Source organism: Gilliamella sp. B3892 (assembly GCF_026536305.1).
Lineage (GTDB): Bacteria > Pseudomonadota > Gammaproteobacteria > Enterobacterales > Orbaceae > Gilliamella.
This window is the reverse complement of the sequence record NZ_JAFNOK010000003.1, coordinates 47,172-69,772: the sequence shown is the minus strand read 5'-3', so window position 1 is coordinate 69,772 and position 22,601 is coordinate 47,172. Positions and strand designations below refer to the sequence as shown.

The 22,601-nt window shown below is 37.3% G+C and carries 21 protein-coding genes; 10 read left to right on the top strand and 11 right to left on the bottom strand.

Annotated elements, in window-relative coordinates:
• Positions 1-4: 4 nt before the first annotated feature.
• Both J3U74_RS04555 and J3U74_RS04550 read left to right on the top strand, forming a co-directional pair.
• Entirely contained in the window at positions 5-1,216 is a 1,212-nt protein-coding gene (locus tag J3U74_RS04555; RefSeq protein WP_267328592.1) for an ABC transporter permease, read from the top strand.
• On the top strand, positions 1,217-1,900 hold the full coding sequence (locus J3U74_RS04550) for an ABC transporter ATP-binding protein (protein ID WP_220219050.1): 684 nt from the start codon (positions 1,217-1,219) through the stop codon (positions 1,898-1,900).
• Between the two features lie 19 nt (positions 1,901-1,919).
• Here the strand turns inward: J3U74_RS04550 and J3U74_RS04545 are convergent, their stop codons facing one another.
• Both J3U74_RS04545 and J3U74_RS04540 read right to left on the bottom strand, forming a co-directional pair.
• Positions 1,920-2,504 (bottom strand): Maf family protein, encoded by a 585-nt coding sequence (locus J3U74_RS04545; protein ID WP_267328591.1) that lies wholly within the window; start codon positions 2,502-2,504, stop codon positions 1,920-1,922.
• Between the two features lies 1 nt (position 2,505).
• A complete protein-coding gene (locus tag J3U74_RS04540) occupies positions 2,506-2,913 on the bottom strand; it encodes a GNAT family N-acetyltransferase (RefSeq protein ID WP_267328590.1) in 408 nt (135 codons plus the stop codon).
• Positions 2,914-3,113: 200 nt separating this feature from the next.
• Between J3U74_RS04540 and J3U74_RS04535 the strand changes: the two genes are divergently transcribed.
• Positions 3,114-3,542, top strand: coding sequence for a universal stress protein (locus J3U74_RS04535; RefSeq protein WP_220219053.1), 429 nt, complete (start codon positions 3,114-3,116; stop codon positions 3,540-3,542).
• 95 nt (positions 3,543-3,637) lie between these two features.
• Here J3U74_RS04535 and rlmKL read toward each other — a convergent pair whose 3' ends face one another.
• The 4 genes from rlmKL to J3U74_RS04515 all read right to left on the bottom strand — a co-directional run bounded on the left by rlmKL (position 3,638) and on the right by J3U74_RS04515 (position 9,648).
• The gene (rlmKL, locus tag J3U74_RS04530; protein ID WP_267328589.1) at positions 3,638-5,758 is read right to left on the bottom strand and encodes a bifunctional 23S rRNA (guanine(2069)-N(7))-methyltransferase RlmK/23S rRNA (guanine(2445)-N(2))-methyltransferase RlmL; all 2,121 of its coding nucleotides are present in this window, start codon (positions 5,756-5,758) and stop codon (positions 3,638-3,640) included.
• Between the two features lie 180 nt (positions 5,759-5,938).
• Positions 5,939-6,490 carry an MltR family transcriptional regulator gene (locus J3U74_RS04525; protein ID WP_267328588.1) on the bottom strand — a complete coding sequence of 184 codons (552 nt, stop codon included), beginning with the start codon at positions 6,488-6,490 and terminating at the stop codon, positions 5,939-5,941.
• Positions 6,491-6,496: 6 nt separating this feature from the next.
• The gene (locus J3U74_RS04520; protein WP_267328587.1) at positions 6,497-7,657 is read right to left on the bottom strand and encodes a mannitol-1-phosphate 5-dehydrogenase; all 1,161 of its coding nucleotides are present in this window, start codon (positions 7,655-7,657) and stop codon (positions 6,497-6,499) included.
• 95 nt (positions 7,658-7,752) lie between these two features.
• Positions 7,753-9,648 (bottom strand): PTS mannitol transporter subunit IICBA, encoded by a 1,896-nt coding sequence (locus J3U74_RS04515; protein ID WP_267328586.1) that lies wholly within the window; start codon positions 9,646-9,648, stop codon positions 7,753-7,755.
• A 715-nt stretch (positions 9,649-10,363) separates the two neighbouring features.
• Here J3U74_RS04515 and J3U74_RS04510 point away from each other — a divergent pair.
• From J3U74_RS04510 to J3U74_RS04500, 3 genes are all read left to right on the top strand, one after another.
• Positions 10,364-10,669 carry a hypothetical protein gene (locus J3U74_RS04510; RefSeq protein ID WP_220219058.1) on the top strand — a complete coding sequence of 102 codons (306 nt, stop codon included), beginning with the start codon at positions 10,364-10,366 and terminating at the stop codon, positions 10,667-10,669.
• A gap of 648 nt (positions 10,670-11,317) precedes the next feature.
• Positions 11,318-11,584 (top strand): hypothetical protein, encoded by a 267-nt coding sequence (locus tag J3U74_RS04505; RefSeq protein ID WP_267328585.1) that lies wholly within the window; start codon positions 11,318-11,320, stop codon positions 11,582-11,584.
• A gap of 159 nt (positions 11,585-11,743) precedes the next feature.
• Positions 11,744-12,064, top strand: a complete 321-nt coding sequence (locus tag J3U74_RS04500) for a hypothetical protein (RefSeq protein WP_267328584.1) — start codon at positions 11,744-11,746, stop codon at positions 12,062-12,064.
• Between the two features lie 398 nt (positions 12,065-12,462).
• Here the strand turns inward: J3U74_RS04500 and J3U74_RS12525 are convergent, their stop codons facing one another.
• The 3 genes from J3U74_RS12525 to glmU form a co-directional block, all read right to left on the bottom strand.
• Positions 12,463-12,708, bottom strand: a complete 246-nt coding sequence (locus J3U74_RS12525; protein WP_220219061.1) for an AbiH family protein — start codon at positions 12,706-12,708, stop codon at positions 12,463-12,465.
• 114 nt (positions 12,709-12,822) lie between these two features.
• The gene (glmS, locus tag J3U74_RS04495; protein WP_267328583.1) at positions 12,823-14,655 is read right to left on the bottom strand and encodes a glutamine--fructose-6-phosphate transaminase (isomerizing); all 1,833 of its coding nucleotides are present in this window, start codon (positions 14,653-14,655) and stop codon (positions 12,823-12,825) included.
• 3 nt (positions 14,656-14,658) lie between these two features.
• Complete coding sequence (gene glmU / locus J3U74_RS04490; RefSeq protein WP_267328582.1) at positions 14,659-16,044, bottom strand: bifunctional UDP-N-acetylglucosamine diphosphorylase/glucosamine-1-phosphate N-acetyltransferase GlmU; 1,386 nt, start codon at positions 16,042-16,044, stop codon at positions 14,659-14,661.
• A gap of 138 nt (positions 16,045-16,182) precedes the next feature.
• Between glmU and hemG the strand changes: the two genes are divergently transcribed.
• Positions 16,183-16,734, top strand: coding sequence for a menaquinone-dependent protoporphyrinogen IX dehydrogenase (hemG, locus tag J3U74_RS04485; protein WP_267328581.1), 552 nt, complete (start codon positions 16,183-16,185; stop codon positions 16,732-16,734).
• Positions 16,735-16,883: 149 nt separating this feature from the next.
• Positions 16,884-18,710 carry a translational GTPase TypA gene (gene typA, locus J3U74_RS04480; RefSeq protein WP_220219065.1) on the top strand — a complete coding sequence of 609 codons (1,827 nt, stop codon included), beginning with the start codon at positions 16,884-16,886 and terminating at the stop codon, positions 18,708-18,710.
• 42 nt (positions 18,711-18,752) lie between these two features.
• Here the strand turns inward: typA and J3U74_RS04475 are convergent, their stop codons facing one another.
• Positions 18,753-19,160, bottom strand: a complete 408-nt coding sequence (locus tag J3U74_RS04475) for an RnfABCDGE type electron transport complex subunit B (RefSeq protein WP_267328580.1) — start codon at positions 19,158-19,160, stop codon at positions 18,753-18,755.
• A 14-nt stretch (positions 19,161-19,174) separates the two neighbouring features.
• Positions 19,175-20,875: a formate--tetrahydrofolate ligase gene (locus J3U74_RS04470; protein WP_220219067.1), complete on the bottom strand. Its 1,701-nt coding sequence runs from the start codon at positions 20,873-20,875 to the stop codon at positions 19,175-19,177.
• A 151-nt stretch (positions 20,876-21,026) separates the two neighbouring features.
• Between J3U74_RS04470 and sohB the strand changes: the two genes are divergently transcribed.
• On the top strand, positions 21,027-22,130 hold the full coding sequence (sohB, locus tag J3U74_RS04465; protein WP_267328579.1) for a protease SohB: 1,104 nt from the start codon (positions 21,027-21,029) through the stop codon (positions 22,128-22,130).
• 45 nt (positions 22,131-22,175) lie between these two features.
• Positions 22,176-22,583 carry a hypothetical protein gene (locus J3U74_RS04460; RefSeq protein WP_267328578.1) on the top strand — a complete coding sequence of 136 codons (408 nt, stop codon included), beginning with the start codon at positions 22,176-22,178 and terminating at the stop codon, positions 22,581-22,583.
• The last annotated feature ends 18 nt before the right edge of the window (positions 22,584-22,601 follow it).

Sequence of the window (22,601 nt, the reverse complement as noted above, 5' to 3'; positions counted from 1 at the left end):
AAACATGCAAGAAAAACCTATAACCATAGCTAGTTTAGCATGGCGAAATATTCAACGGCGACCGTTTCGTAGTTGTTGTTTGATTATCATCATTATGCTTTTTTCTGCAACGCTATTTGGTGGTAGTGTGCTGATGAAAAACCTCAGCTTGGGCATTGCCGGTATGGGCAATCGCTTAGGGGCTGATATTTTGATTGTGCCACATGGTTATGAAAAAAATCTTGAAGTGGCGCTGTTGCGTGGTGAGCCGAGTAGTTTTTATCTTAAAGTTGATTTGATTGATAAAATTAAGAATATCAAAGGAATTGATGCCATTTCGCCTCAACTTTTTATTGCCTCGTTAAATGCCGGCTGTTGTAGCTCCAAAGTGCAATTAATTGGCTTTGATCAGCATAGTGATTTTGTGATTAAGCCTTGGCTTCAAACCCAATTATCTCAGCCACTAAGCGATAATCAAGTAGTGGTAGGGGCTAAAATCACATCCGAAGTGGGCGATGAAATCAGGTTTTTTAATCATCCATTCAAAATTGCGGCGAAAATGGATAGCACCGGAATGGGGTTTGATACTTCAGTTTTTATGACTATGTCAGCAGCGCAAGCATTAATGAGAGACGCCAAATTAATCGAGGGTGATGTTGAACACTTTAATAACTATGCTTCATCTATTTTTATCAAAGTCGATCCAAATTATTCACCGAAAGATGTGGTCAATCAAATTATGCCCAAATTTGCTATTGACTATAACCTTGATTTTGTGATGACTAAAGGGATGTTAAGTAATATTGCTAAATATCTAAATAGCTTCTCAACAATTGTTTATAGTTTATCTGCTCTATTTTGGGTACTGGCAATTATTGTGATCTTCGTTATCTTCTCTTCATCACTAAACGAACGTAAACGGGAAATTAGTATTTTACGGATTTTAGGCGCTTCACGTCGTGATTTAGTGAAAATGTTATTACGTGAATCACTAATTATTAGTGCATTAGGTGGAATTGCCGGAATAGTGATTGCCGGCGTATTGCTATATGCCTTTAGTTTATTGATCTGCCAATCAATAGGGCTTCCTTGTGTTAATATCGGATTATTAGATGTCTTAATTTATGCTAGCGTGGTGTTTGTTTTAACATTAATAATTGGACCATTTTCAAGTATCTATTCAGCCTTATCCATGACTAAATTTGATACATATCGCACGCTGCGAGAGGGTGAATAAATGCTATTAGATATCAAAAATTTACGCAAAGATTATCAACGAGGTGAGCAAACTTTTTCGGCAGTGAATAATGTTAGTTTTTCAATGGCTGAAAATGATTTTATCTGTATTATGGGTAAATCAGGCAGTGGCAAAACCACACTCCTTAATATGATTGCTGGCTTACTGACCCCAACTCAAGGGAAAATTATCATTAATGGCACTAATTTGTTTGAGCTTAATGATCAACAAGTATCTGCTTTTCGTAATCAGCATATTGGTTATGTTCCGCAAGGGAGTAGCTTGCTCCCTAACTTAACTGCGCTGGAAAATATTCGATTACCCTTTTATCTGACTAAGCGCCCAAATCAAAGCACATTGAATTTAGCGAAACAATTGCTGGAAAAAGCGAAAGTCGCTGATTTACAAAATGCTTATCCGGCAAATATGTCAGGTGGAGAGATGCGGCGCATTGCCATATTACGTGCACTGATTTGTCAGCCCAAAATCATTATCGCTGATGAACCGACAAGCGATTTGGATGAAGAGAGCGCCACTGAAATTATGCAACTTTTGTCAGACATTCATCAGCAAGGTACGGCTTTATTAATTGTTACCCATGATAATGATGTGGCAAGCTATAGCCAAAAAATTGTGAAAATGTCATCAGGTCGTTTAATTGACCAATCAAATAAGTCAGTTTAATGGTTAAGTAAACACTGACTTAGGCGATTAAAAGCGGGTTATGCCCCATTTTTATCATGATTTTATTCAATGTTAACAGTGGTAAACCAATCAGCGAATTAATATCATTGCCTTCGAGCTTGTCAAACAGGGTAATACCCAGTTCATCACATTTAAAACTACCTGCACATTGCAAAGGCATCTCTTTAGCAATGTAAGCATCAATTTCGGCATCAGTTAATTGTCGAAAAGTGACTTTAAATGGTTCGCAAATAGTGGTTGATTGCATCGATTGGGTATCAATTACTGTCATGCCGGTAAAAAAATAAAAAGTGTTGCCACTACTTTTTTTCAATTGTATACGAGCGTTTTCAACCGTGTGAGGCTTACCCACAATTTGATCATTAAGCACACCCACTTGATCAGAACCAATAATTAAACTATTGGGATACTTTGCAACTAATGATTGAGCTTTAAGCTTTGCTAGTCGTACAACCAATTGCTCTGCCGATTCACCCGGTAGCGGGGTTTCATCACAAACAGGCGGAACACACTCAAAGGGTATCGCTAACTTTTCCAGTACTTTCTTACGTGATAGTGAAGTTGAGGCTAATATGATTTTCATGTTAAGGCTTCTTATTTAATATCCAAGCTGAAGGGTGAGCATTAAACCCTATGTGACCATAATAATCAACTGCCGAAGGCGCGGCCAGTAAGGTTATTGAACACTGCTTGTCGGTATTTTGCTTAATATGATGAATTAATTGTTTGCCAATTCCCTGTTTTTGATAATTTTTATCAACGGCGAGATCGGCTAAATAAGTGATATAGACAAAATCGGTTAAACAACGGGCGATACCGACTAATTGCTTTTCATGCCATGCGGTGATAATGAGATTTGCATTATCTAACATAGCTTGAAAACGCTTTGCATCGTCAATTGGTCGACGTTCACCTAATGAACAGTTTTGATAAAGTATTTGGGTTTGTTCAAGTGTTGGCTTAACATCTGAACGATAAATAATACTGTGCATTTTGATCTCCGTCATATAATGAATAAAAACTTATTTCAATTTTCTCAATTAATTTTAGGATATCATTATAGGTTAATTGAGCATATGACAATATAAAATATTGGGTGTATCAATCCTAAACTAGTAGCATAATAGTTGAGTAAAAGCGTTAACGCAGGTTAATGATTCAAGTTTACATTTATCGAGTTGGGGGGAGTATTATGTACAATAAAATTTTGGTGCCAATTGATATCACCGAAGAGGATTTAACTAAAAAAGTTATTCCGCATGTTGAGCGCTTAGCAAAACTAGCTAATGCTCAAGTGATCTTTTTTCATGCTTTGCCGGTTGCTTCGGCTATCGTCAATGCTTACTCCTTTGGTTTTGATGAGTTTAAAGACAAAGCAACTGTTCAGACTGAGCAATACTTACATAAATTAATGGAATCGATTAATTTACCACAGGAAAATTTATCTTTTTCGATCGCCTTTGGCAATCCTAGAGATGAAATTTTATCGTTGGCCAATGAAATTAAGCCTGATCTCATCATCTTAGGCTCAAGACGCCCAAATATCACAACCCACTTACTTGGCTCCAATGCCTCGGGGGTGGTGCGTGGCGCTCAAACCTCGGTGCTGGTGGTAAGATAGCGATTGTCAACAATGCGTTTTAAGCTATAGAGCAGGGGAGTGATTAAATCATCCCCCCTCTTTGTTACAGTGATGTTTTTTAATAACGTTGTAGACTATTGATGTTTAACAATAAAACAGCAGTGTATCTGTTTGTTACGCTTAAAATCTAATGAGAGCGTTTTGTTGGTAATATCTTGATAAGTCAACCCTAGCTTTTGCATACCTTCGGCATCCATTTTAAAACCACGCTTATTATTTGAAAAAATAATTGTGCCATTAGGTCTTAATAAACGTTTTAGATCTGCCATTAATTTTAAGTGATCCCGCTGAACATCAAAGGTATTGTCCATGCGTTTTGAGTTTGAAAATGTCGGTGGATCGATAAATATTAAGTCAAATTGATCCTCGCTTTGGGCTAAATAAAGTAGGCAGTCAGCTTGAATTAATCGGTGTTTTTTGCCGGTTAAACCATTTTGCTTTAAATTGCGATCCGCCCATTGTAAATAGGTTCTCGACATGTCGACAGTCGTGGTGGTTTTTGCCCCGCCAAGACCGGCATAAACAGTTGCCGTGCCGGTATAAGCAAACAGGTTTAAAAAGTCTTTGCCTGCGCTCATTTCGCCAATCATTTTACGCGCTAAACGATGATCTAAAAACAGCCCGGTATCTAAGTAATCGGTCACATTAACCCAAAATTGGGTTTTACGCCCGCCGATAGAATATTCGTGAACTAAGAAGTAGTCCTGTTTTTGCCCCAATTTTTGATACTGTTGTTTGCCTTTTTGTTTTTCCCGTGTTTTTAAGATAAGTTGATCCGCTGTCAATTCAAGCACTGACATCGTGGCGTTAATGATATCAAATAGGCGCTGCCGTGTTTTTTGAGGATCGATATTTTTCGGTGCTGCGTACTCTTGAATGACAACTTTATCTTTATAACGGTCGATTGCAACATTGTATTCGGGCAGATCAGCATCGTAAAGTCGATAACATTCAAGTTGTTCAAGCGAAGCCCATTTTTCAAGTTTTTGCCTGTTTTTGCGTAAGCGATTGGCAAAATCACTTGCCGCAATGGTTTGTACTGGTGTCGATTCGGCATTATCACGTTTAGCAATAGCATAATTTTTTTGCACACAGTCTAACGGACCATTTTTGGCTTTGAACTGTTTATCTGCACGCATTTGTAGGCAATCTAACAATTGGGGTGCGCCGCTAAAAAGTGACAGTCTCCAGCCGGCAAAGTTTTGTTTTATTTGCTGTCCTAAGGCCGAATGTAAAGCAATCAGTGCCGGTTCGCTCTCTAAACGTTCGCCATAAGGCGGATTACTAATAATCATCCCGGTTGTTGTATTGGGTAACGGGTTGGTTAATTGTGTCACATCTTGCAAGGCAAAGGTGATTAAATCAGCAACGCCAGCTTGTAATGCATTTTGTTTTGCTCGCTCAAGTACTGCCGGGTTGTTATCGTAGCCGATAAATGGCGTAGTTGATTTACAAATATTATGTTTGGCCGTAAAAAGTATGTCGTTCCAAAGTGTCGGATTAAATCCTTTCCAGGCAAAAAATCCCCATTGTTTACGATGTAAACCCGGTGGGATTTTCGATGCAATCATGGCGGCCTCGATCAATAAGGTGCCCGAACCACACATCGGATCGAGTAACGGCTCGTCGGTTTGCCAGCCAGAACGCTGAATAATCGCCGCCGCTAGGTTTTCTTTCAGCGGAGCTTGACCGGTTTGCTGGCGATAACCACGTTGGTGTAAGCTATTACCACTTAAATCTAATGATAGCGTTACTCGGTTTTTATGCAAATAAGCATGAATACGAATATCAGGATCTTGCTTTGCAACACTCGGTCTTAAATCGGTATGACGAGAGAAGTTATCAACAATGGCATCTTTGATTTTTAATGCACCATATTGGCTATTACGAATAAAGTCATTAACACCAACGAAATTGATCACAAATGAATTATCGACAGCAAAAATATCGGTCCATTTTATATTAAATACGCAAGAGTAAAGATCTAAATCACTATAGATATCAAACTCTGCAATCGGCAGTAAGATGCGTGATGCTAAGCGTGACCATAATAGCGATTGATATAAGGTCTGTTCATCAGCATCAAAATAGACGCCGCCTTGAGCAATTTTACAATTGGCAGCGCCGATGTGTTCTAACTCTTTTTTTAATAACTCTTCAAGCCCGCGCGATGTGCTGGCAAATAGTGCTTTCATGCATAATCCACTTAAAAATAAAATTGCTGGCATTATACCGACTTATTAATGCAGTGGGAAATAAAGCCGATATTTAACCATTTTTTTACGACAATCAAATAGGCTCAGTTGCTTAACTGTTCTGTTTTTATCGTTATTTTGCTGTTAATTGCACTGTACTTATTATCGATTCATTAAGCTTTAGGCAAAATAATCGATTTTTTGTTTATTTACAATTCTAAGCGTGAGATCGGTAATGGCAATAATCAGAGCCGAACGGATCATTTGTTGATAGCGGTGTTGATACATGGTTGATTTTAACGTATCGACAATACCCAGTTCTTTTACTTGCTCATGCTGATCAGCCCAATTGGGGGGGAGTACCATATCATGGAGTAAACTAATCGGCCCTAATATTTCATCATCCAGAAAGGTATATTTTTTATCGTCTTGTTCTAATTCATCTAAAATCGCTATCAGCAGTTCGATATCTTCATAATCTTCACGGGTAATAATGCCCAGCGCATAAAGCAGTTTTAAGCAAACCGAAGTATCATTAAGAGGGCCATTTTTGCCGACTAAAGTGGGGATAACAAATTTAATGGCGTGCGTATCTTTACGAAAAACAGTTAAAATTAATTGATTAACACTTTGGTTAATGAGCTTAATTGCAACCGTCAGCAAGCTGTAAATATCAGCTTGCTGATTGAGTTTTTCAAGTATCGTGTCTTCTGCTAATATCGTGTCGGGCATCTTTGCTTAATATTGATGATTTTGCATAGCAGTATAAAGTTGTTCAATTTGCGGAACAATAGGATTATCGTTTTCAATGCCAGAAATCGAACAAAAAGCTTGCGTAATGCCATGCTGTGCAATTTGATTGGCTAAATCAACGGCTTGTTCGTCTTCATGATTTCGATAATTGAGCGCAGCGGCAATACCAATTAATAAATTGCTATTGGTTAGTTGATGCTCAAATGTGCCCAATAAAGGTTTAATCAAACGGTCACCGGTAGCTAATTTTCGCATTGGCTGGCGACCCACTCGGGCGGTATCGTCATGCAAGTACGGGTTTTCAAATCGAGTAAGAATCTTTTCGATATAAGCTTGATGTTTGGTTGGATCAAATTGATATCGTTTGATTAAAACTTGACCGCTTTCTTCCATTGCGCCACGTACTACCTCTCGAATTCGATCTACTAAAATGGCTTCACGAATTGTGGCGATATTATGGTAGTACCCTAAATAGGCTGTAATGGCATGACCGGTATTGAGGGTAAATAGTTTGCGTTCGACAAACGCCATTAAATTATCGACAGGCTCCATACCTTTGATTGCTGGGATAGGGCCAATAAATTGATTTTTATCGACAATCCATTCGCAAAAAGTTTCAACGGTGACTTCTAATATATCACCCGTTTTTGACGTTGCAGGCGGCACGATGCGATCGACGGCAGAATCGACAAAGCCAATATGGCTATTGACCCAATGATGAAGATCGTCGGGTATTGTTTTAAAAATTTCTTGTTTAAATTGGCTGGTACCTCGAACCATATTTTCACATGCGATGATATTTAATGGTGCGTTATTACCTTGTTGATGTCTTGCGATAATGCCTTTAGCTACTGTCGGCGCTATGCGAGCTAGTATTTGTGGACCTACGGCGGTTGTGACTAGATCGACTATAGCAATGTAATTTATCACTTCATCGGAAGTGCTGTTAATTGCATCAACATTGCGGACAATTTCCGTGGTTGAGTTTTCACCAACTACATTGACAGGATATTGATGGCGCTTTGCCAATTCGTCGATAACTTGTTGATTGACATCAGCAAAAGTAACATGTATTCCCGCATCTGATAATAATTTGCCAATAAAACCACGTCCAATGTTCCCGGCGCCAAAATGTAATGCTTGCATAATAATTGACCTTCTTATTTAATTTTAATTATTTAACTGTTTTATTATTCATTACCCACATCCTGATTTCAAAATGTGGGTAATATTTACGCTTGTTAACTCAGTATTGTTAAAACTTCTTCGATGTTACAAGTCGTTGCAAGTTGTGCGATGATTTTTGGATCATCCAGTGCATTAGTGAGTTTGGCGATAACATCTAAATGTTCGTTATTACGCGCTGCAATACCAATAACAATTCTTGCCTGATCTTGTTCTTCCTCACCAAATTGTACGCCTGCTGGATACTGGCAAAATACAATACCGGTTGTAATAACATCATCTTTTGCTTCAATCGTGCCATGCGGTACGGCAATCGATTCACCTAAAAAGGTAGAGGTTAACCGTTCTCGTTCAAGCATTGCTTCAATATAAGCCGGTTTAACATAGCCATTATCGACTAATTTTTGCCCGGCATAGCGAATCGCCTCTTCTTTACTGTTTGCCGTTAGGTCTAAAAAGATATTCTTTTCAGTGAGTTTAAATAGTGGTGTGTTTTCAACCGCAGATTGGCGATTTTGTTGGGCATCGGATAAATGGTTAGTTTGCGCATCGGTTAATTCAACAACCAATCGGCTGTATAAGTCACTATCTAAAAAGTTAGTTAAAGAAATATGGTGTGCATCTGGCGCATACTGTTTTGCCCGTTCAGTGAGATCTTTGTGTGTAATAACGATATCAGCATCATTAGGTAAATTGTTAATGGCTAAATTAATGACGTTAATATCTAAGTTAGCATCTTGTACTTTTTTACGTAATACGCCAGCACCCATTGCACTTGACCCCATGCCGGCATCGCAAGCGACAATAATTTTTTTCACCTCGGTAAGGGTAAAGGTTTTATTTTCTGAGCCTTTTGCCTCGTTTTTCATCATGGAGACATCAGATTTAGCATCTTCAAAACTTTTATCGTTATTTTTTGTGGTTTTTAATAAAATTGCTGAAACTACAAATGATACTGCTGTTGCGGCAATAACTGATAGTGTTACACCTAAATATGACCCTTTTGCCATACTCATCACTGCAAATATTGAACCCGGCGAAGCTGGCGCAGTTAATCCGGCATCAAATACGGTTAAAGTGAAGATACCGGTCATGCCACCTAAAATAACTGCAATGATTAAGCGAGGATTCATCAACACATATGGGAAGTAAATTTCATGAATACCGCCAAAGAAGTGAATGATTGCTGCGCCACTAGCTGAACCTTTTGCCGCACCTTTACCAAAGAACATGTAAGCGAGCAATAAACCTAAGCCCGGACCCGGATTTGCTTCGATTAAGAAGAAGATTGATTTACCGGTTTCTGCAACTTGTGTTACGCCTAATGAGGTAAATACACCGTGATTAATGGCATTGTTAAGAAATAGTACTTTTGCCGGCTCGACAAGGATTGAGGTAAGCGGTAATAAACCATGATCGACCATAAATTGCACTGCGACAATCAATATACCGGTTAACCAAGTCACCGACGGACCAATTGCGAAAAAAGCAATCAACGCAAGAATCATGCCCAGTATGCCCGCTGAAAAGTTATTGACCAGCATCTCAAAACCACTTTTGACTTTGCCTTCTACGGCTTTGTCAAAGATTTTAATTGTCCAGCCACCTAATGGTCCTGATATCATGGCACCTAAAAACATCGGAATTGATGCACCAACAATAACACCAAATGTTGTGATAGCGCCTACTACTCCTCCACGCTCACCATAGACAAGTTTACCACCGGTATAACCAATGAGTAATGGAAGGAGGTAGGTAATCATCGGTCCAATGAATGAAGTAGAAATCGCTTCGTTAGGCAGCCATCCGCCTGCGCTAGGATCTTTGGCGTTGAATAAAAATATGGCTGTAATAAAACCCCAAGCAATAAATGCGCCGATGTTTGGCATCACCATATTACTGAGAAAGCGTCCGAAATTTTGGACTTTTAATTTGATATTTGAGGTACTCATAAATTAATCTTTCCTTGTTGATTGATATAATCATAATGCTGTTATTGTAGAAGTATTCACTTATCTGATTCATCAAAAATAATTGATAAATGTGACCAATATCACACACCTAAGAGTAGGGTATTTTTATTTTTTGTGATCGAGATCACGCTAATGTGGCGATAGACTGCTTTTAAGGTAAGTTTTACTAAATTTATTGGTTGTTTGAACTGGGGGCTTGCGATTTAGACAAGGTCATGTTTTGCCACAAACTTAAATTAATTTTAAGCGTTATCCGTAATTTTTATAGTTTTACTTCCTTTTGCTGCCAATCAAAAATGAGTAAAAGATAAATACATTGCTGTTTTAATTATTTCGCATTTTTTTGCAATAAAACGTTCTAAATACTTCATTCACATGCTTGAGCAAGAATAGTTAAATATGTATGACACATTTTATTTTCTGCTAATTAGATAATTTTGGATGATGCTATCAGATGACATTATCTTTTTGCTTAAACGTATACATTTTCTGAAACTTCTTGACAAAAATAATTCTTTTGTTTACAAAAATTAACTAAACAATATAACTAATGCTCTGATTTTTATATCAAATTTAATTTACTTTTATCTGTATTTTGATATCATAACCGACGCTTTGGGAAAGCACTTACTAAAGTAAGTTATTATTTGATAAAGGATTCGATGAAGGATCATTCTTTTACATTGAGGTAAAAATGAAAGCACTATCTATTGTAGCGTTAATTTTCGCTATCATCTCTATTTTTGTTCCTATTGTTGGGCTATTTATTGCTATGGGTTGTAGTGTTTTAGCATTAATTAGTTTTCGTGGACAACCTACCATTTCCGGCATTACTTTTGGGGTTAATATAATCAGTACTGCATTTCTATCCCCATCATTATTAATCGCATCTGGCGCTCAAGGCCAAGAAGGCGTGGGTACTTATGCGTTCTATGTCGGTTTTCATGTTGTTGCAATGTTAATTGCATTTGTTTATTTCTTCATCATGAAAAAAAGATAAAAACAAAGCATAATCGATTCGACAAACGATAAAAAATAGATATTAAAATAACCCAATGAATCCACAGTGTTCATTGGGTTATTTTATGTCGTTGAAATGGATTGAAGATTTCAAATCATTATAGGGTGTCAATAATTGTTTATTTGTCACCTTAGCATCAAATAAAGAACATTGGTTATATTATATACAAATAGCAATAACTGATTGATTAAATAATATTTGTTTTCGCCTTTTTAGGTTTCATAGCGATAAACTTAGTGAAGGTAGTATAAACTTTTTAGCATTTTTAAAATCAAATGAAAAACAATATTATCACTATCATTTAATGATTAGTATTAATCCAAAGTATAAAGATTACTTTAAACGATTATGTGATAGGTTTTGGAAGAAAAGAGTTTTAGTTGGTACTACTGGCATATAAGATATTATTGATCCAATTGGTTTAAGTCAGTACGTTACTAAAGAAGAGTACAAAACAGAAAATCAAGCACATCTTTATTGTTTCACGTTATAGATAAGTTGACATTTATGCCAACTTTGAACGCATTTCAAAATGACAATATTTTAATTAATCAATTGTGTGTATAATCAATAAAGATTCTCTATCATTTATAGCGTAAAAATAATGGATATAGGAAACAAGTAGGTATGAAAAAATTAATATTATTCGTTCTATGTATTCTTAGTAATTATTCGTATGCCGAAGTAAACACAAAAGTATACAACAGCTACATCGGATTATATATACCAGAAATAGCACCTTATTCAAAGTTAATAAAACAACAAGAAATTTATACAACTGTTAATTACATGGATGCCATGAGATTCGTTGATGGAAAATTAATTATTAAATCTAATAGTGATGGTTTAATAATTTTTAGTGAGAGCGAGAAATATAAAACAGTACAGTTTTAAGATTATGTTGAAGGTCTTTTTAAATGGGATATAAATAATAAACCTTTTACTCAAATTAAGATAACTCGCAATGAAGATGAAAACATTATTGAATTGTCATCATTAAATAGTTTCAATTTCCATTATCGCTATAATTATGATGAACTCAAAAGATTAGTAATGTCCATGGGTGAAGGAATGACCACAAAGGCAAAAATTGAATTTTTCTATACAAATAATAATTTAGTAAAATCTATTGATTTTAAAGCAAATGTCTCTAATCGACCCAACAATAGAAAAATAGATTTTATTTATGATGATGACAATAAACTAAAAGAAACAATACAAACCAATTATTCAGATGAAAACAATTCAAAAATAGACAAGACAATAACTTGCTCTTTCTCTGATTATAATGAATATGGAGATTGGACAAAAGGCCAATGTATTAAAAATGGTAATATTGATTTAGGTACTATTACGCGAAAATTAGAATATTAATAATAAAAAAGAATATAGATGAAAAAACTAGGTACTCGAATTTTTGTACCTAGTTAATAATTTAACCTATAAAGGTTCGCAATATTTTTTATTAACAACTACATCTCTAAACTTCTGTTTATCAGTAAAACTCCGACTAATATTAGTACATAAATCCCTAAAATTATCTGTGCCATTATTTGATTTATAGAAAAATGGTTTAATACTTACATAATATTCATGTTCAAATATTGTTTCTAATAAAACACCGTCTGAGGTGGCACAAGAATGACCCCAAATATAAACTTGATACATATCTTGCTTTAGAAAAGTTAATAAATCTTTATCATTAGAATTCAATAAATAATGCAGTGATTTTGAATATTTCAAATATCGATTATCATTTTTATTTTCTAATTCTAATATGAATTATCTAATTCATCGCCATATCCAAATACAATCGGATTATCTAGATTGCCCAGTTTGCCATGTATTTGGAGATGTTTTGCTTTAATCTCAGGTGATAGGTATTGCTCAATGGTATTAGTGTAATTGAAATTTAAAAATAAAGTTTCAGTAACCTGATAAGATAATGGTAGTTTTGTGTTCGTAGCTAAACCTTTTAAACTTGGTTTTTGATTTAAAAATTCTAATTTGTTATTCAATTCTAGCTTTAGAATAGTTTTTCATCTTTATCTAATTGATTTAATGTGAGAACGTTGGTTTTGATGATGATATCAAAACCATACACTAAGTCCTCACATTTTATATAGCGAAATTTACTCCACTGTCACCGATTTTGCTAAATTTCTTGGCTGATCGACATCGGTACCTTTAATTAAAGCGACGTGATATGCCAGTAATTGGGTTGGTACGGTGTAGTAGATCGGTGCAGTAAGTTCTTCAATATGGGGTAGGTTGATAATGTGCATGGTGTCGTCGCTGACAAAACCGGCGTCTTGCTCTGCAAAAACGTAAAGTTGACCGCCACGTGCTCGCACCTCTTCAATGTTGGATTTTAATTTTTCCAGCATTTCATTGGTCGGTGCCATAACAATGACCGGCATATTGGCATCAATCAACGCTAAAGGACCATGTTTAAGTTCGCCAGCAGCATAAGCTTCGGCATGGATATAAGAGATCTCTTTAAGTTTTAAAGCTGCTTCCATGGCAATTGGGTACTCATCCCCACGACCTAAAAATAGTGCATGATTTTTATCAACAAACTTTTCAGCAAGTTTTTTAATTTCTGGCTCCGCCATTAATACTTGTTCGATGCGATTAGGTAAGGTTTGTAAGGCATGGACAATCGCTTGTTCAGTGATTTGTGCCATGTTATTTAAACGTCCCAATTTAGCCACCAATAACAGTAAGACTGTTAATTGAGTGGTAAAAGCTTTGGTTGATGCTACACCAATTTCAACCCCAGCTTTAGTGAGCAAAACTAAATCGGCTTCACGTACTAGCGTAGAGGCCGCGACGTTACAAATCGCTAAAGTGCATAGATAGTTATTTTCTTTGGCAAGTCTTAGTGCTGCTAGTGTATCGGCTGTTTCGCCCGACTGAGAGAGGGTGATAAATAAACTGTTTTTGCGCCGAGCCGGTTTGCGATAGCGAAATTCTGAGGCAATTTCGACATCACACGGAATACCGGCCAAAGCTTCAAACCAATAACGAGCAACCATTCCGGCGTTATAAGCAGTGCCACAGGCAACAATTTGCACATGCTCAATTTGATTAAGGATTGCTTGCGCTTCTTCGCCTAGCTCTGATAAATCCACTTCGCCATGTGCCATGCGTCCTTCCAAAGTATTTTTTATGGCATTGGGTTGTTCGTAGATCTCTTTTTGCATGTAATGGTTATAACCCGCTTTACTCCCCGCATCGTATTTTGCTTCTGACTCAATACAAGGGCGGGTAACTTCATTATGATTTTTATCTAAAATTGTGACCGTGCGGTGAGTAATAAGGGCAATATCGCCTTCTTCTAAATAGATAAATTGACGAGTAACCGGTAAAAGCGCAAGTTGATCAGAGGCGATAAAATTTTCACCCACTCCACAACCAATCACCAATGGACTACCTGAGCGAGCAGCCACAAGGATATCTGGATTGCGGGTATCCATAATTACCGTACCATAGGCGCCTCTTAGTTGCGGTATGGCTTTTTGTACGGCTTCTAATAACGGGCAATCTTCAGTGGTAATAATGTGATGAATTAGGTGAGCAATCACTTCGGTGTCTGTTTCAGAACGAAACTGATAGCCTTTAGCAATTAACTGTTCACGTAGTGGCTCAAAGTTTTCAATAATGCCATTATGTACAACAGCGATAAAATCAGATACATGTGGATGGGCATTGTGTTCGGCCGGTTCTCCGTGGGTTGCCCAACGCGTGTGGGCAATACCGGTTGCACCTTTAATAGGATGCTGTTCGACGGCATCTTTTAGTGCTTGCACTTTACCAACACGTCGAATGCGTTGTAACTCGCCTGCCGGGGAAATAATTGCAAGTCCTGCTGAATCATAACCACGATACTCAAGTCGTTTTAATCCTTCTAATAGAATTTCTGCAACATCACGTTTGGCAATGGCGCCAACAATTCCACACATTGTTTATTCCTCGTTCGATAACTTAGACGGTCTTTTCCAACCAGCAAGTTGTTTTTGTTTAACCCGGCTTACGACTAACTCGTTTTCGTTTACATCGCTCGTTACCGTCGTTCCGGCAGCTATGGTTGCGCCTTTGCCAATTTTCACCGGGGCAATCAATTGGCTGTCAGATCCAACGAAAACATCATCTTCAATAATCGTTTTAAATTTATTGGCGCCGTCATAATTACAGGTAATTGTACCTGCGCCAATATTGACATTATCACCAATTTCACTATCGCCCAGATAAGTTAAGTGGCCTGCTTTAGTGCCTTTACCTAAATGTGCTTTTTTCAGTTCGACAAAGTTTCCTACATGGGCTTGCTCGTCAAGGGTGGAACCGGGTCTTAATCTGGCGAAAGGTCCAACTGTACAATGCTGAGCGATGTTAGCGTTGTCAATGATGCTATAAGGGCTGATATCGCAATTATCATCTATGGTGCAATTTTTTAAAATTGAGCCGGCACCAATTGTCACGTTATTGCCTAACTTAACGTCTCCTTCAATGATGACATTGCAGTCGATAATGACATCTTTACCATGAGTAAGCGTGCCTCGTAAATCGAAGCGACTTGGATCTTTTAACGTGACGCCTGCTTGCAATAGGTTTTGGGCTTGCTTAAGCTGATAATGGCGCTCTAATGTTGCTAATTGTAATCGATTATTCACACCTTCCACTTCAAACTGATCGGTCGGATGAGATGTGAGAATTTCATAGCCATCTTGATGAGCAAAGCCAATAATATCGGTTAAATAGAACTCATTTTGTGCATTGTTATTGGTAAGTCTGGATAACCAATTTTTAAGTAGTTTTCCTGTTACTACCATAATGCCTGTGTTGACTTCATTAATTTTTTGCTGCTCCTTTGTGGCATCTTTTTGTTCGACAATAGCAACCACTTTACCGTTTTGTCGCTCAATGCGCCCATAGCCGGTAGGATCATCAAGTATTACCGTCAATAGTGCGATACCTTGTTTAGGCTTACTGGCAATTAAGTTTTGTAGTGTAGCTGCCGAAATTAACGGGGTATCGCCATAAAGAATCAACACATCTTCATCATCTTGTATATTGGGTATCGCTTGTAAAACCGCATGTCCGGTGCCGAGCTGCTCAGCTTGGTAAACCAGTTGTAAATCTTGCTTTTGTAAGGCATCTTCAAGCTGTGTTTTACCATGCCCATAGACAATATTAATATGATTGATATTAAGTTGTTGTACTGTGTCGATAACATGTTGTAACATCGGCTTAGCGCCGATTGTATGTAATACTTTAGGTAGGTTAGAATACATCCGTGTGCCTTTTCCTGCCGCCAAAATAATAGCACTAAGTTTTGGAGGTGAAATTGCCATAATCAGTTCCGGTCTGGTTGAAAATAGTTTAATACTATAATCAAAGTTTGGTATGAAATCATCCCGAATGAATTAATTTTTCTCATAAAAAAAGTTATCGTGCAATTAACTAAGTGTTTATTAAAAGGAAGCATCGTTATGAACAGCATTATAAAAGTTTTATTACTCTATACCACACACGAAAAACAAACACTTAAAATCATGCAACGAATTAAAGCACAACTCGAAGGGAAATGTGATTGTGATCTTATTGAGTTAAAATCAGATAGCAAAATTGACCTAAGCCAATATCAAGCAGTGTTGTTAGGCTGTTCGATTCGATATGGTTTTTACAGTAAAGTGATGAAGAAGTTTATTGACGAAAATTATCAACAATTAAACAAAATTAAATCAGGTTTTTTTGGGGTGAATGTGGTGGCTAGAAAGCCAAATAAAAATACGCCGGAAACCAATTTATATACTAAAAAGTTTTTAGCCAAAATTGCTTGGAAGCCAACTATTACAGCCGTTTTTGCCGGTGCGCTTTATTATCCTAAATATAATTGGTTTGATCGTAATATGATTCGCTTTATTATGTGGTTAGGTAAAGGGGATACCGATGTGACTAAGGAAATCATTGAATATACCAATTGGGATAAGGTTAATGAATTTGCTCAGCAGTTTTATATTAAAACATGTACTTTGTCTTAAAGATCTTAAACGCTAAATTTAAGATTTTCCTTTAGTTATTGTGTTATAAAGTTCTTTTCAAGAAATTTTGTGATATAGATCAACATTTTTAATAAAAAGGTGTACAATATTGCGCCTAAAGAATCTATCTCCTAATTGGGATTTTAATTGTGATTGAAAATTTAAGAAATATAGCCATTATTGCTCACGTTGACCATGGTAAAACGACTTTGGTTGATAAGTTATTAAAACAATCAGGCACGCTAGATAATTTGCGTGGCGATGACAATGAACGAATAATGGATTCTAATGCGCTTGAAAAAGAGCGTGGTATTACCATTTTAGCTAAAAATACAGCTATCGACTGGAATGGTTACCGTATCAATATTGTTGACACCCCGGGACATGCCGATTTCGGTGGCGAAGTTGAACGTGTTATGTCAATGGTTGACTCTGTTCTTTTGCTGGTTGATGCAATGGACGGACCAATGCCACAAACACGTTTTGTTACGCAAAAAGCGTTTGCTCATGGTTTAAAACCAATTGTCGTTATTAACAAAGTTGACCGACCAGGTGCTCGCCCGGATTGGGTTGTCGATCAAGTATTCGACTTATTTGTCAATCTAGGTGCAACTGATGAACAATTAGATTTTCCAATTGTTTATGCATCTGCTTTAATGGGTATTGCTGGTTTAGATCACGAGCATATGGCTGAAGATATGACGCCATTGTTTGAAGCGATTGTTAAATATGTTGAACCCCCTAAAGTTGATTTAGATGGTCCATTCCAAATGCAAATTTCACAACTTGATTATAACAATTATGTTGGTGTTATTGGTATTGGTCGTATTAAACGTGGTCGAGTTAAACCTAATCAGCAAGTTACTATCGTTGATAGTGAAGGTAACAAACGCACCGGAAAAGTGGGTCAAGTATTAGGTCATTTAGGCTTACAGCGTTATGAAGCGCAAGAAGCTGAAGCGGGTGATATTATTGCCTTGACCGGGCTTGGTGAATTAGGCATTTCTGACACAATTTGTGACAATAGTTGTGTTGAAGCATTACCGGCATTGAGCGTTGATGAACCAACGGTCACCATGTTCTTTAATGTAAACAGTTCACCTTTTGCCGGTAAAGAAGGTAAGTATGTTACTTCACGTCAAATTCTTGAACGTTTAAATAAAGAATTGGTACATAACGTAGCACTTCGTGTTGAAGAAACGCCTGATCCTGATGCGTTTAGAGTGTCTGGTCGTGGTGAATTGCATTTGTCGGTGTTAATCGAGAATATGCGTCGTGAAGGTTATGAACTTGGGGTTTCACGTCCTAAAGTTATTTATCGTGAGATTGATGGTAAAAAACAAGAGCCATTTGAACAAGTGACGCTTGATATTGAAGAGCAACATCAAGGCTCAGTAATGGAAGCGCTTGGCTTACGTAAAGGCGATTTAACCAATATGTTGCCTGACGGTAAAGGTCGTGTGCGTTTAGATTATGTGATTCCTAGCCGTGGTTTGATTGGCTTTAGAACAGAGTTTATGACAATGACGTCGGGTACAGGTTTACTTTACTCTACATTTAGTCATTATGATGATGTGCGCCCGGGTGAAATTGGTCAACGTAATAACGGTGTGATGATTTCTAATGGTACAGGTAAAGCGTTAGCTTATGCTTTATACAGTTTACAAGATCGTGGTAAATTATTCCTTGGTCATGGTGCTGAAGTTTATGAAGGTCAAATTATTGGTATTCATACCCGTTCAAACGACTTAACCGTTAACTGTTTAACCGGTAAAAAACTAACCAATATGCGAGCATCGGGTACTGATGAGGCAACCACGTTATCTCCACCGGTTAAAATGTCGTTAGAGCAAGCGTTAGAGTTTATTGATGATGATGAATTAGTTGAAGTTACGCCATTATCAATTCGCTTACGTAAACGTCATTTAACTGAAAATGATCGTAAACGTGCGTTCAGAAGTGGCAATAAAGACTAAGTGTCTGTCACATTAGTTTACAGCTGTTAAACAAAAACCTCGCTACTTATTAGCGAGGTTTTTTTTGGCTTTTACTCTGGCAATAGCATCTGCAATAGACTGTTTGCGATCCTTTTGCGTGCTGATAGGCGCGGGATTAACCGGTATTGAACGAGGAAATAAAATAGTCGGTGGTACCAGTTGATTATGGTTTAATCGTTGTTGTTTCTTCTGCGTTAATCTTAGCTCCTCATCTTCACTTAAAGCGACGCCTAGCGTTCTAAGGCTAATACAGTCTGTTGGACAAGTATTGATGCAATTACTGCACGAGGTGCAAAGTTGAGGCAAAATGGTGTGCAATACTTGTTTGCTACCGACAATAGCATCAGTTGGGCAAACACGAATACATTTGCTACAACCAATACAGTTTTCTTCATCAATAAAAGCTTTATATTGTTGTTGGTTTTGCATAATCACTTCTTGTTTTAACTTAAACCTACAATATTACCATCTTTGTCAATATCGATTTGTCGATATGCAGGATTAGTACCAAGCCCTGGCATGGTCATTACATTACCAGCATAAACACGAATAAAGCCAGCCCCAGCTGATATAGCTAAGTGGCTAATATCAACATCAAAGTTAGTTGGTACATTTTTAAGGTTAGCATCAGCACTTATCGACATAGGTGTTTTGGCAATACAAAGCGGTAGAGTATCGAGTTTTAGTGCTTCAATCTCTTTGATGTTTTCCAGCGCTCTTTCCGATAAATTGGCTTTATTGGCACCATATTTTTTGACCATGGTTTGTATTTTGTCGATTAGCGGCATATTATCCGGATAAGGTAATGTGATCGAACTTGGCATAGCACACGCTTGAATAACATGTTGCGCCAGTTTTTCAGCACCTTTACCACCTTGAGTAAATACTTCACTCACTTCACAGGCAAATGCACCATGTTCAACAGCATATTTTTGTAAGAAAGCCAGTTCTTCTTCGCTATCATGCGGGAAGCGGTTTATCGCTACAATCACTTGTAAACCGTAACTTTTAGCGTTGTTAATATGCCATGCTAAATTTGCTGCGCCAATCTCAAGTAGTTCTACATTCGATTCAGAGATCTCTTTAGGAATGGCTTGCCCCGGTTTGATGTTATATTTACCACTATTCGATTTTAAGCTACGCACAGTTGCAACTAACACAATACAATCAGCTTTAATTCCTGCTTGGCGATATTTGATATTAAAGAATTTTTCCATACCCATATCCGATCCAAAGCCAGCCTCGGTTACCACATAGTCTGCCAGTTTTAAAGCAATGCGATCGGCAATTACCGATGAGTTGCCGTGGGCAATATTGGCAAAGGGACCCGCATGGATAAGCACAGGAGTGTTTTCAACGGTTTGCATCATATTAGGATTAATCGCATTTTTTAACAGTACAGTCATGGCGCCGGCAACTTCAAGTTGTTCAGCTGTAATTGGTTCGCCTTGAGTATTGTAGGCTAAAATAATCTTGCCAATACGAGTACGCATATCTTGTAGATCTGATGACAAGGCTAATATCGCCATTAATTCAGAAGCGGCGGTAATTTCAAAACCATCACGGCGCTCTATACCATTTACACCACCGCCCACACCGACAATAATGTTTCGTAAAGCACGGTCGTTATGATCTATCACTCTTTTCCATACAATACGATTGACATCAATGTTTAATCGTTGCAATCCAGTTTGCTCGGTAAATTCATTACCAAGTCGCTCTTCATGATAAAGGCGAGAGTCTAAAGCCGCTGATGCTAAATCATGGGCGGCAGTTATGGCATGAATATCACCAGTTAAATGGAGATTTAGCGTTTCCATTGGTAATACTTCTGCTTGACCTCCACCAGCTGCGCCACCTTTAACGCCAAAAACTGGCCCTAAGCTTGGCTGGCGAATACAGGCGATGGCTTTTTTGCCGATATAATTTAAACCTTCACTAAGCCCGATAGTATTTACCGTTTTACCTTCACCAAGTGGAGTAGGGGTAATAGCTGTCACAAGCACTAATTTGCCATTTGGTTTATTTTCATTTGCTTTAATAATTGAAAGATCGATTTTTGCCACATGTTTGCCATAAGGCAGGACAAATTCGTCAGGTATATTGCACTGTTTTGCAATTTCGGTAATTGGGCGTAACGACATATTTGTTCTCATATTACTTTTAATTGGGGTATCAGTATAAATAATTTGAATTGCCGAATAAAGCGCCAATTTTATCTTTATTGATTTTAAGCACAATCCTCATTTATATTGTTATAATAATTTAAATTTTCAATCAAAGGATAATAGTTAGATGAATTGGTTTTCTCAGTATTCACTTTTTTTAGCTGAAACAGTAACAGTTGTAATCGCAATATTGGCGATTTTAGTTTTTATCATTAGTCAACGCCGAAAATCTTCAACAGCAGCAGGACGTCTTAGTGTTAAAGATATTAGTCATGAGTATGAGCAAGTCAAAGATGACATGTTAATGTTGAGTATGGATGAGCTGGAAGCTAAACAGTTTGCCAAAGATCTAAAAAAACAGAAAAAGCTTGAGAAAAAACAAGCTAAATTAGCCGCTAAAGAAAAAAATAAGCAGCAACAAAATAGCGAACAGAGCAATGAACAACCGGCTGAAGGTCAACTGTCAACTGAAAATAGTAATCAGGATAACGCTAAACCTAAACTCTTTGTCTTATCCTTCAATGGTAGTATGGATGCTCATGAAGTGGAAGAATTACGTCAAGAAATTACTGCGGTGCTTGCTGTAATAAAACCTGAAGATGATGTTGTGATAAAACTTGAAAGTCCTGGTGGTGTGGTTCATGGTTATGGACTTGCCGCATCGCAGTTGTTAAGATTCAGACAACGTGATATTCCTTTTACTGCGGTTGTTGATAAAGTTGCAGCAAGCGGTGGGTATATGATGGCATGTACTGCCTCAAAAATTGTTGCAGCACCGTTTGCAATTGTAGGCTCAATTGGTGTGGTCGCTCAGATTCCTAATTTTAATCGTTTACTTAAAAAGCATGATGTGGATATTGAGTTACAAACAGCTGGGGAATATAAACGTACTTTAACTATGTTTGGTGAAAACACCGACGAAGGTCGCCAAAAATTTAAACAAGAGCTTGAGCAAACGCATTTGTTATTTAAAGATTTTGTTAAAGAGTATCGACCAAATATTGATATCGAGCAAGTGGCAACGGGTGAACATTGGTTTGCAACTCAGGCAAAAGATAAAGGTTTAGTTGACGAAATCAGTACCAGTGATGATTTTATTTTATCTCATTTAGATTCACATAAAATTATTTCTGTTAGTTATCAACGTAAACAAAAACTTTCAGAGAAAATCTCAAAAAATGTCGTAAAAAGCGTTGAAAGATTGTTTTTCAGGCAAGGAAATGGGCTGTAATGCCCTTTTTACTCGCCAGAAACTGTGTGTTGGGTGATGATAAAAATGAAAAAACAAGCGCCTGTGCAGATAACCTTAATCCGCCAAGGAAGAACTGAAAAAGCTGAAATTTATTTTAAAACAACACAATCTGATAAATACAAGTTAAAAATCTTGTTTAGTAACAATGACAGTTTTGAAGTAACTGATAATGATTATTTCAGCTGTTTTTGTCAAATTAGGGATCATTTTCCCGATATTACCTTTCTTTGTAAAGGGGCTAAAGAAAACGTTTACCCATCGAGAATGGCGAGGGATATGGGTGGTGGTTTAGTCGCTTATCAATTAACCATTGGCAAACCTGCTAATCAGAAAGATCTTGTGCCCATTTTTGATTTTGAAGATGAAAATATTGTTTCCACAAAAGAACAAGAAGATTTTTTTAAGACTTGGTTGCACACACCTAGAAAATAACAACTGTAATTAAGTTAT

Excerpts from the sequence above, each read along its gene's own strand:
- J3U74_RS04555 (WP_267328592.1), top strand. The coding sequence starts at position 5 with ATGCAAGAAAAACCTATAACCATAGCTAGTTTAGCATGGCGAAATATT.
- J3U74_RS04550 (WP_220219050.1), top strand. The coding sequence starts at position 1,217 with ATGCTATTAGATATCAAAAATTTACGCAAAGATTATCAACGAGGTGAG.
- J3U74_RS04545 (WP_267328591.1), bottom strand. The coding sequence starts at position 2,504 with ATGAAAATCATATTAGCCTCAACTTCACTATCACGTAAGAAAGTACTG.
- J3U74_RS04540 (WP_267328590.1), bottom strand. The coding sequence starts at position 2,913 with ATGCACAGTATTATTTATCGTTCAGATGTTAAGCCAACACTTGAACAA.
- J3U74_RS04535 (WP_220219053.1), top strand. The coding sequence starts at position 3,114 with ATGTACAATAAAATTTTGGTGCCAATTGATATCACCGAAGAGGATTTA.
- rlmKL (WP_267328589.1), bottom strand. The coding sequence starts at position 5,758 with ATGAAAGCACTATTTGCCAGCACATCGCGCGGGCTTGAAGAGTTATTA.
- J3U74_RS04525 (WP_267328588.1), bottom strand. The coding sequence starts at position 6,490 with ATGCCCGACACGATATTAGCAGAAGACACGATACTTGAAAAACTCAAT.
- J3U74_RS04520 (WP_267328587.1), bottom strand. The coding sequence starts at position 7,657 with ATGCAAGCATTACATTTTGGCGCCGGGAACATTGGACGTGGTTTTATT.
- J3U74_RS04515 (WP_267328586.1), bottom strand. The coding sequence starts at position 9,648 with ATGAGTACCTCAAATATCAAATTAAAAGTCCAAAATTTCGGACGCTTT.
- J3U74_RS04510 (WP_220219058.1), top strand. The coding sequence starts at position 10,364 with ATGAAAGCACTATCTATTGTAGCGTTAATTTTCGCTATCATCTCTATT.
- J3U74_RS04505 (WP_267328585.1), top strand. The coding sequence starts at position 11,318 with ATGAAAAAATTAATATTATTCGTTCTATGTATTCTTAGTAATTATTCG.
- J3U74_RS04500 (WP_267328584.1), top strand. The coding sequence starts at position 11,744 with ATGTCCATGGGTGAAGGAATGACCACAAAGGCAAAAATTGAATTTTTC.
- glmS (WP_267328583.1), bottom strand. The coding sequence starts at position 14,655 with ATGTGTGGAATTGTTGGCGCCATTGCCAAACGTGATGTTGCAGAAATT.
- glmU (WP_267328582.1), bottom strand. The coding sequence starts at position 16,044 with ATGGCAATTTCACCTCCAAAACTTAGTGCTATTATTTTGGCGGCAGGA.
- hemG (WP_267328581.1), top strand. The coding sequence starts at position 16,183 with ATGAACAGCATTATAAAAGTTTTATTACTCTATACCACACACGAAAAA.
- J3U74_RS04475 (WP_267328580.1), bottom strand. The coding sequence starts at position 19,160 with ATGCAAAACCAACAACAATATAAAGCTTTTATTGATGAAGAAAACTGT.
- J3U74_RS04470 (WP_220219067.1), bottom strand. The coding sequence starts at position 20,875 with ATGTCGTTACGCCCAATTACCGAAATTGCAAAACAGTGCAATATACCT.
- sohB (WP_267328579.1), top strand. The coding sequence starts at position 21,027 with ATGAATTGGTTTTCTCAGTATTCACTTTTTTTAGCTGAAACAGTAACA.
- J3U74_RS04460 (WP_267328578.1), top strand. The coding sequence starts at position 22,176 with ATGAAAAAACAAGCGCCTGTGCAGATAACCTTAATCCGCCAAGGAAGA.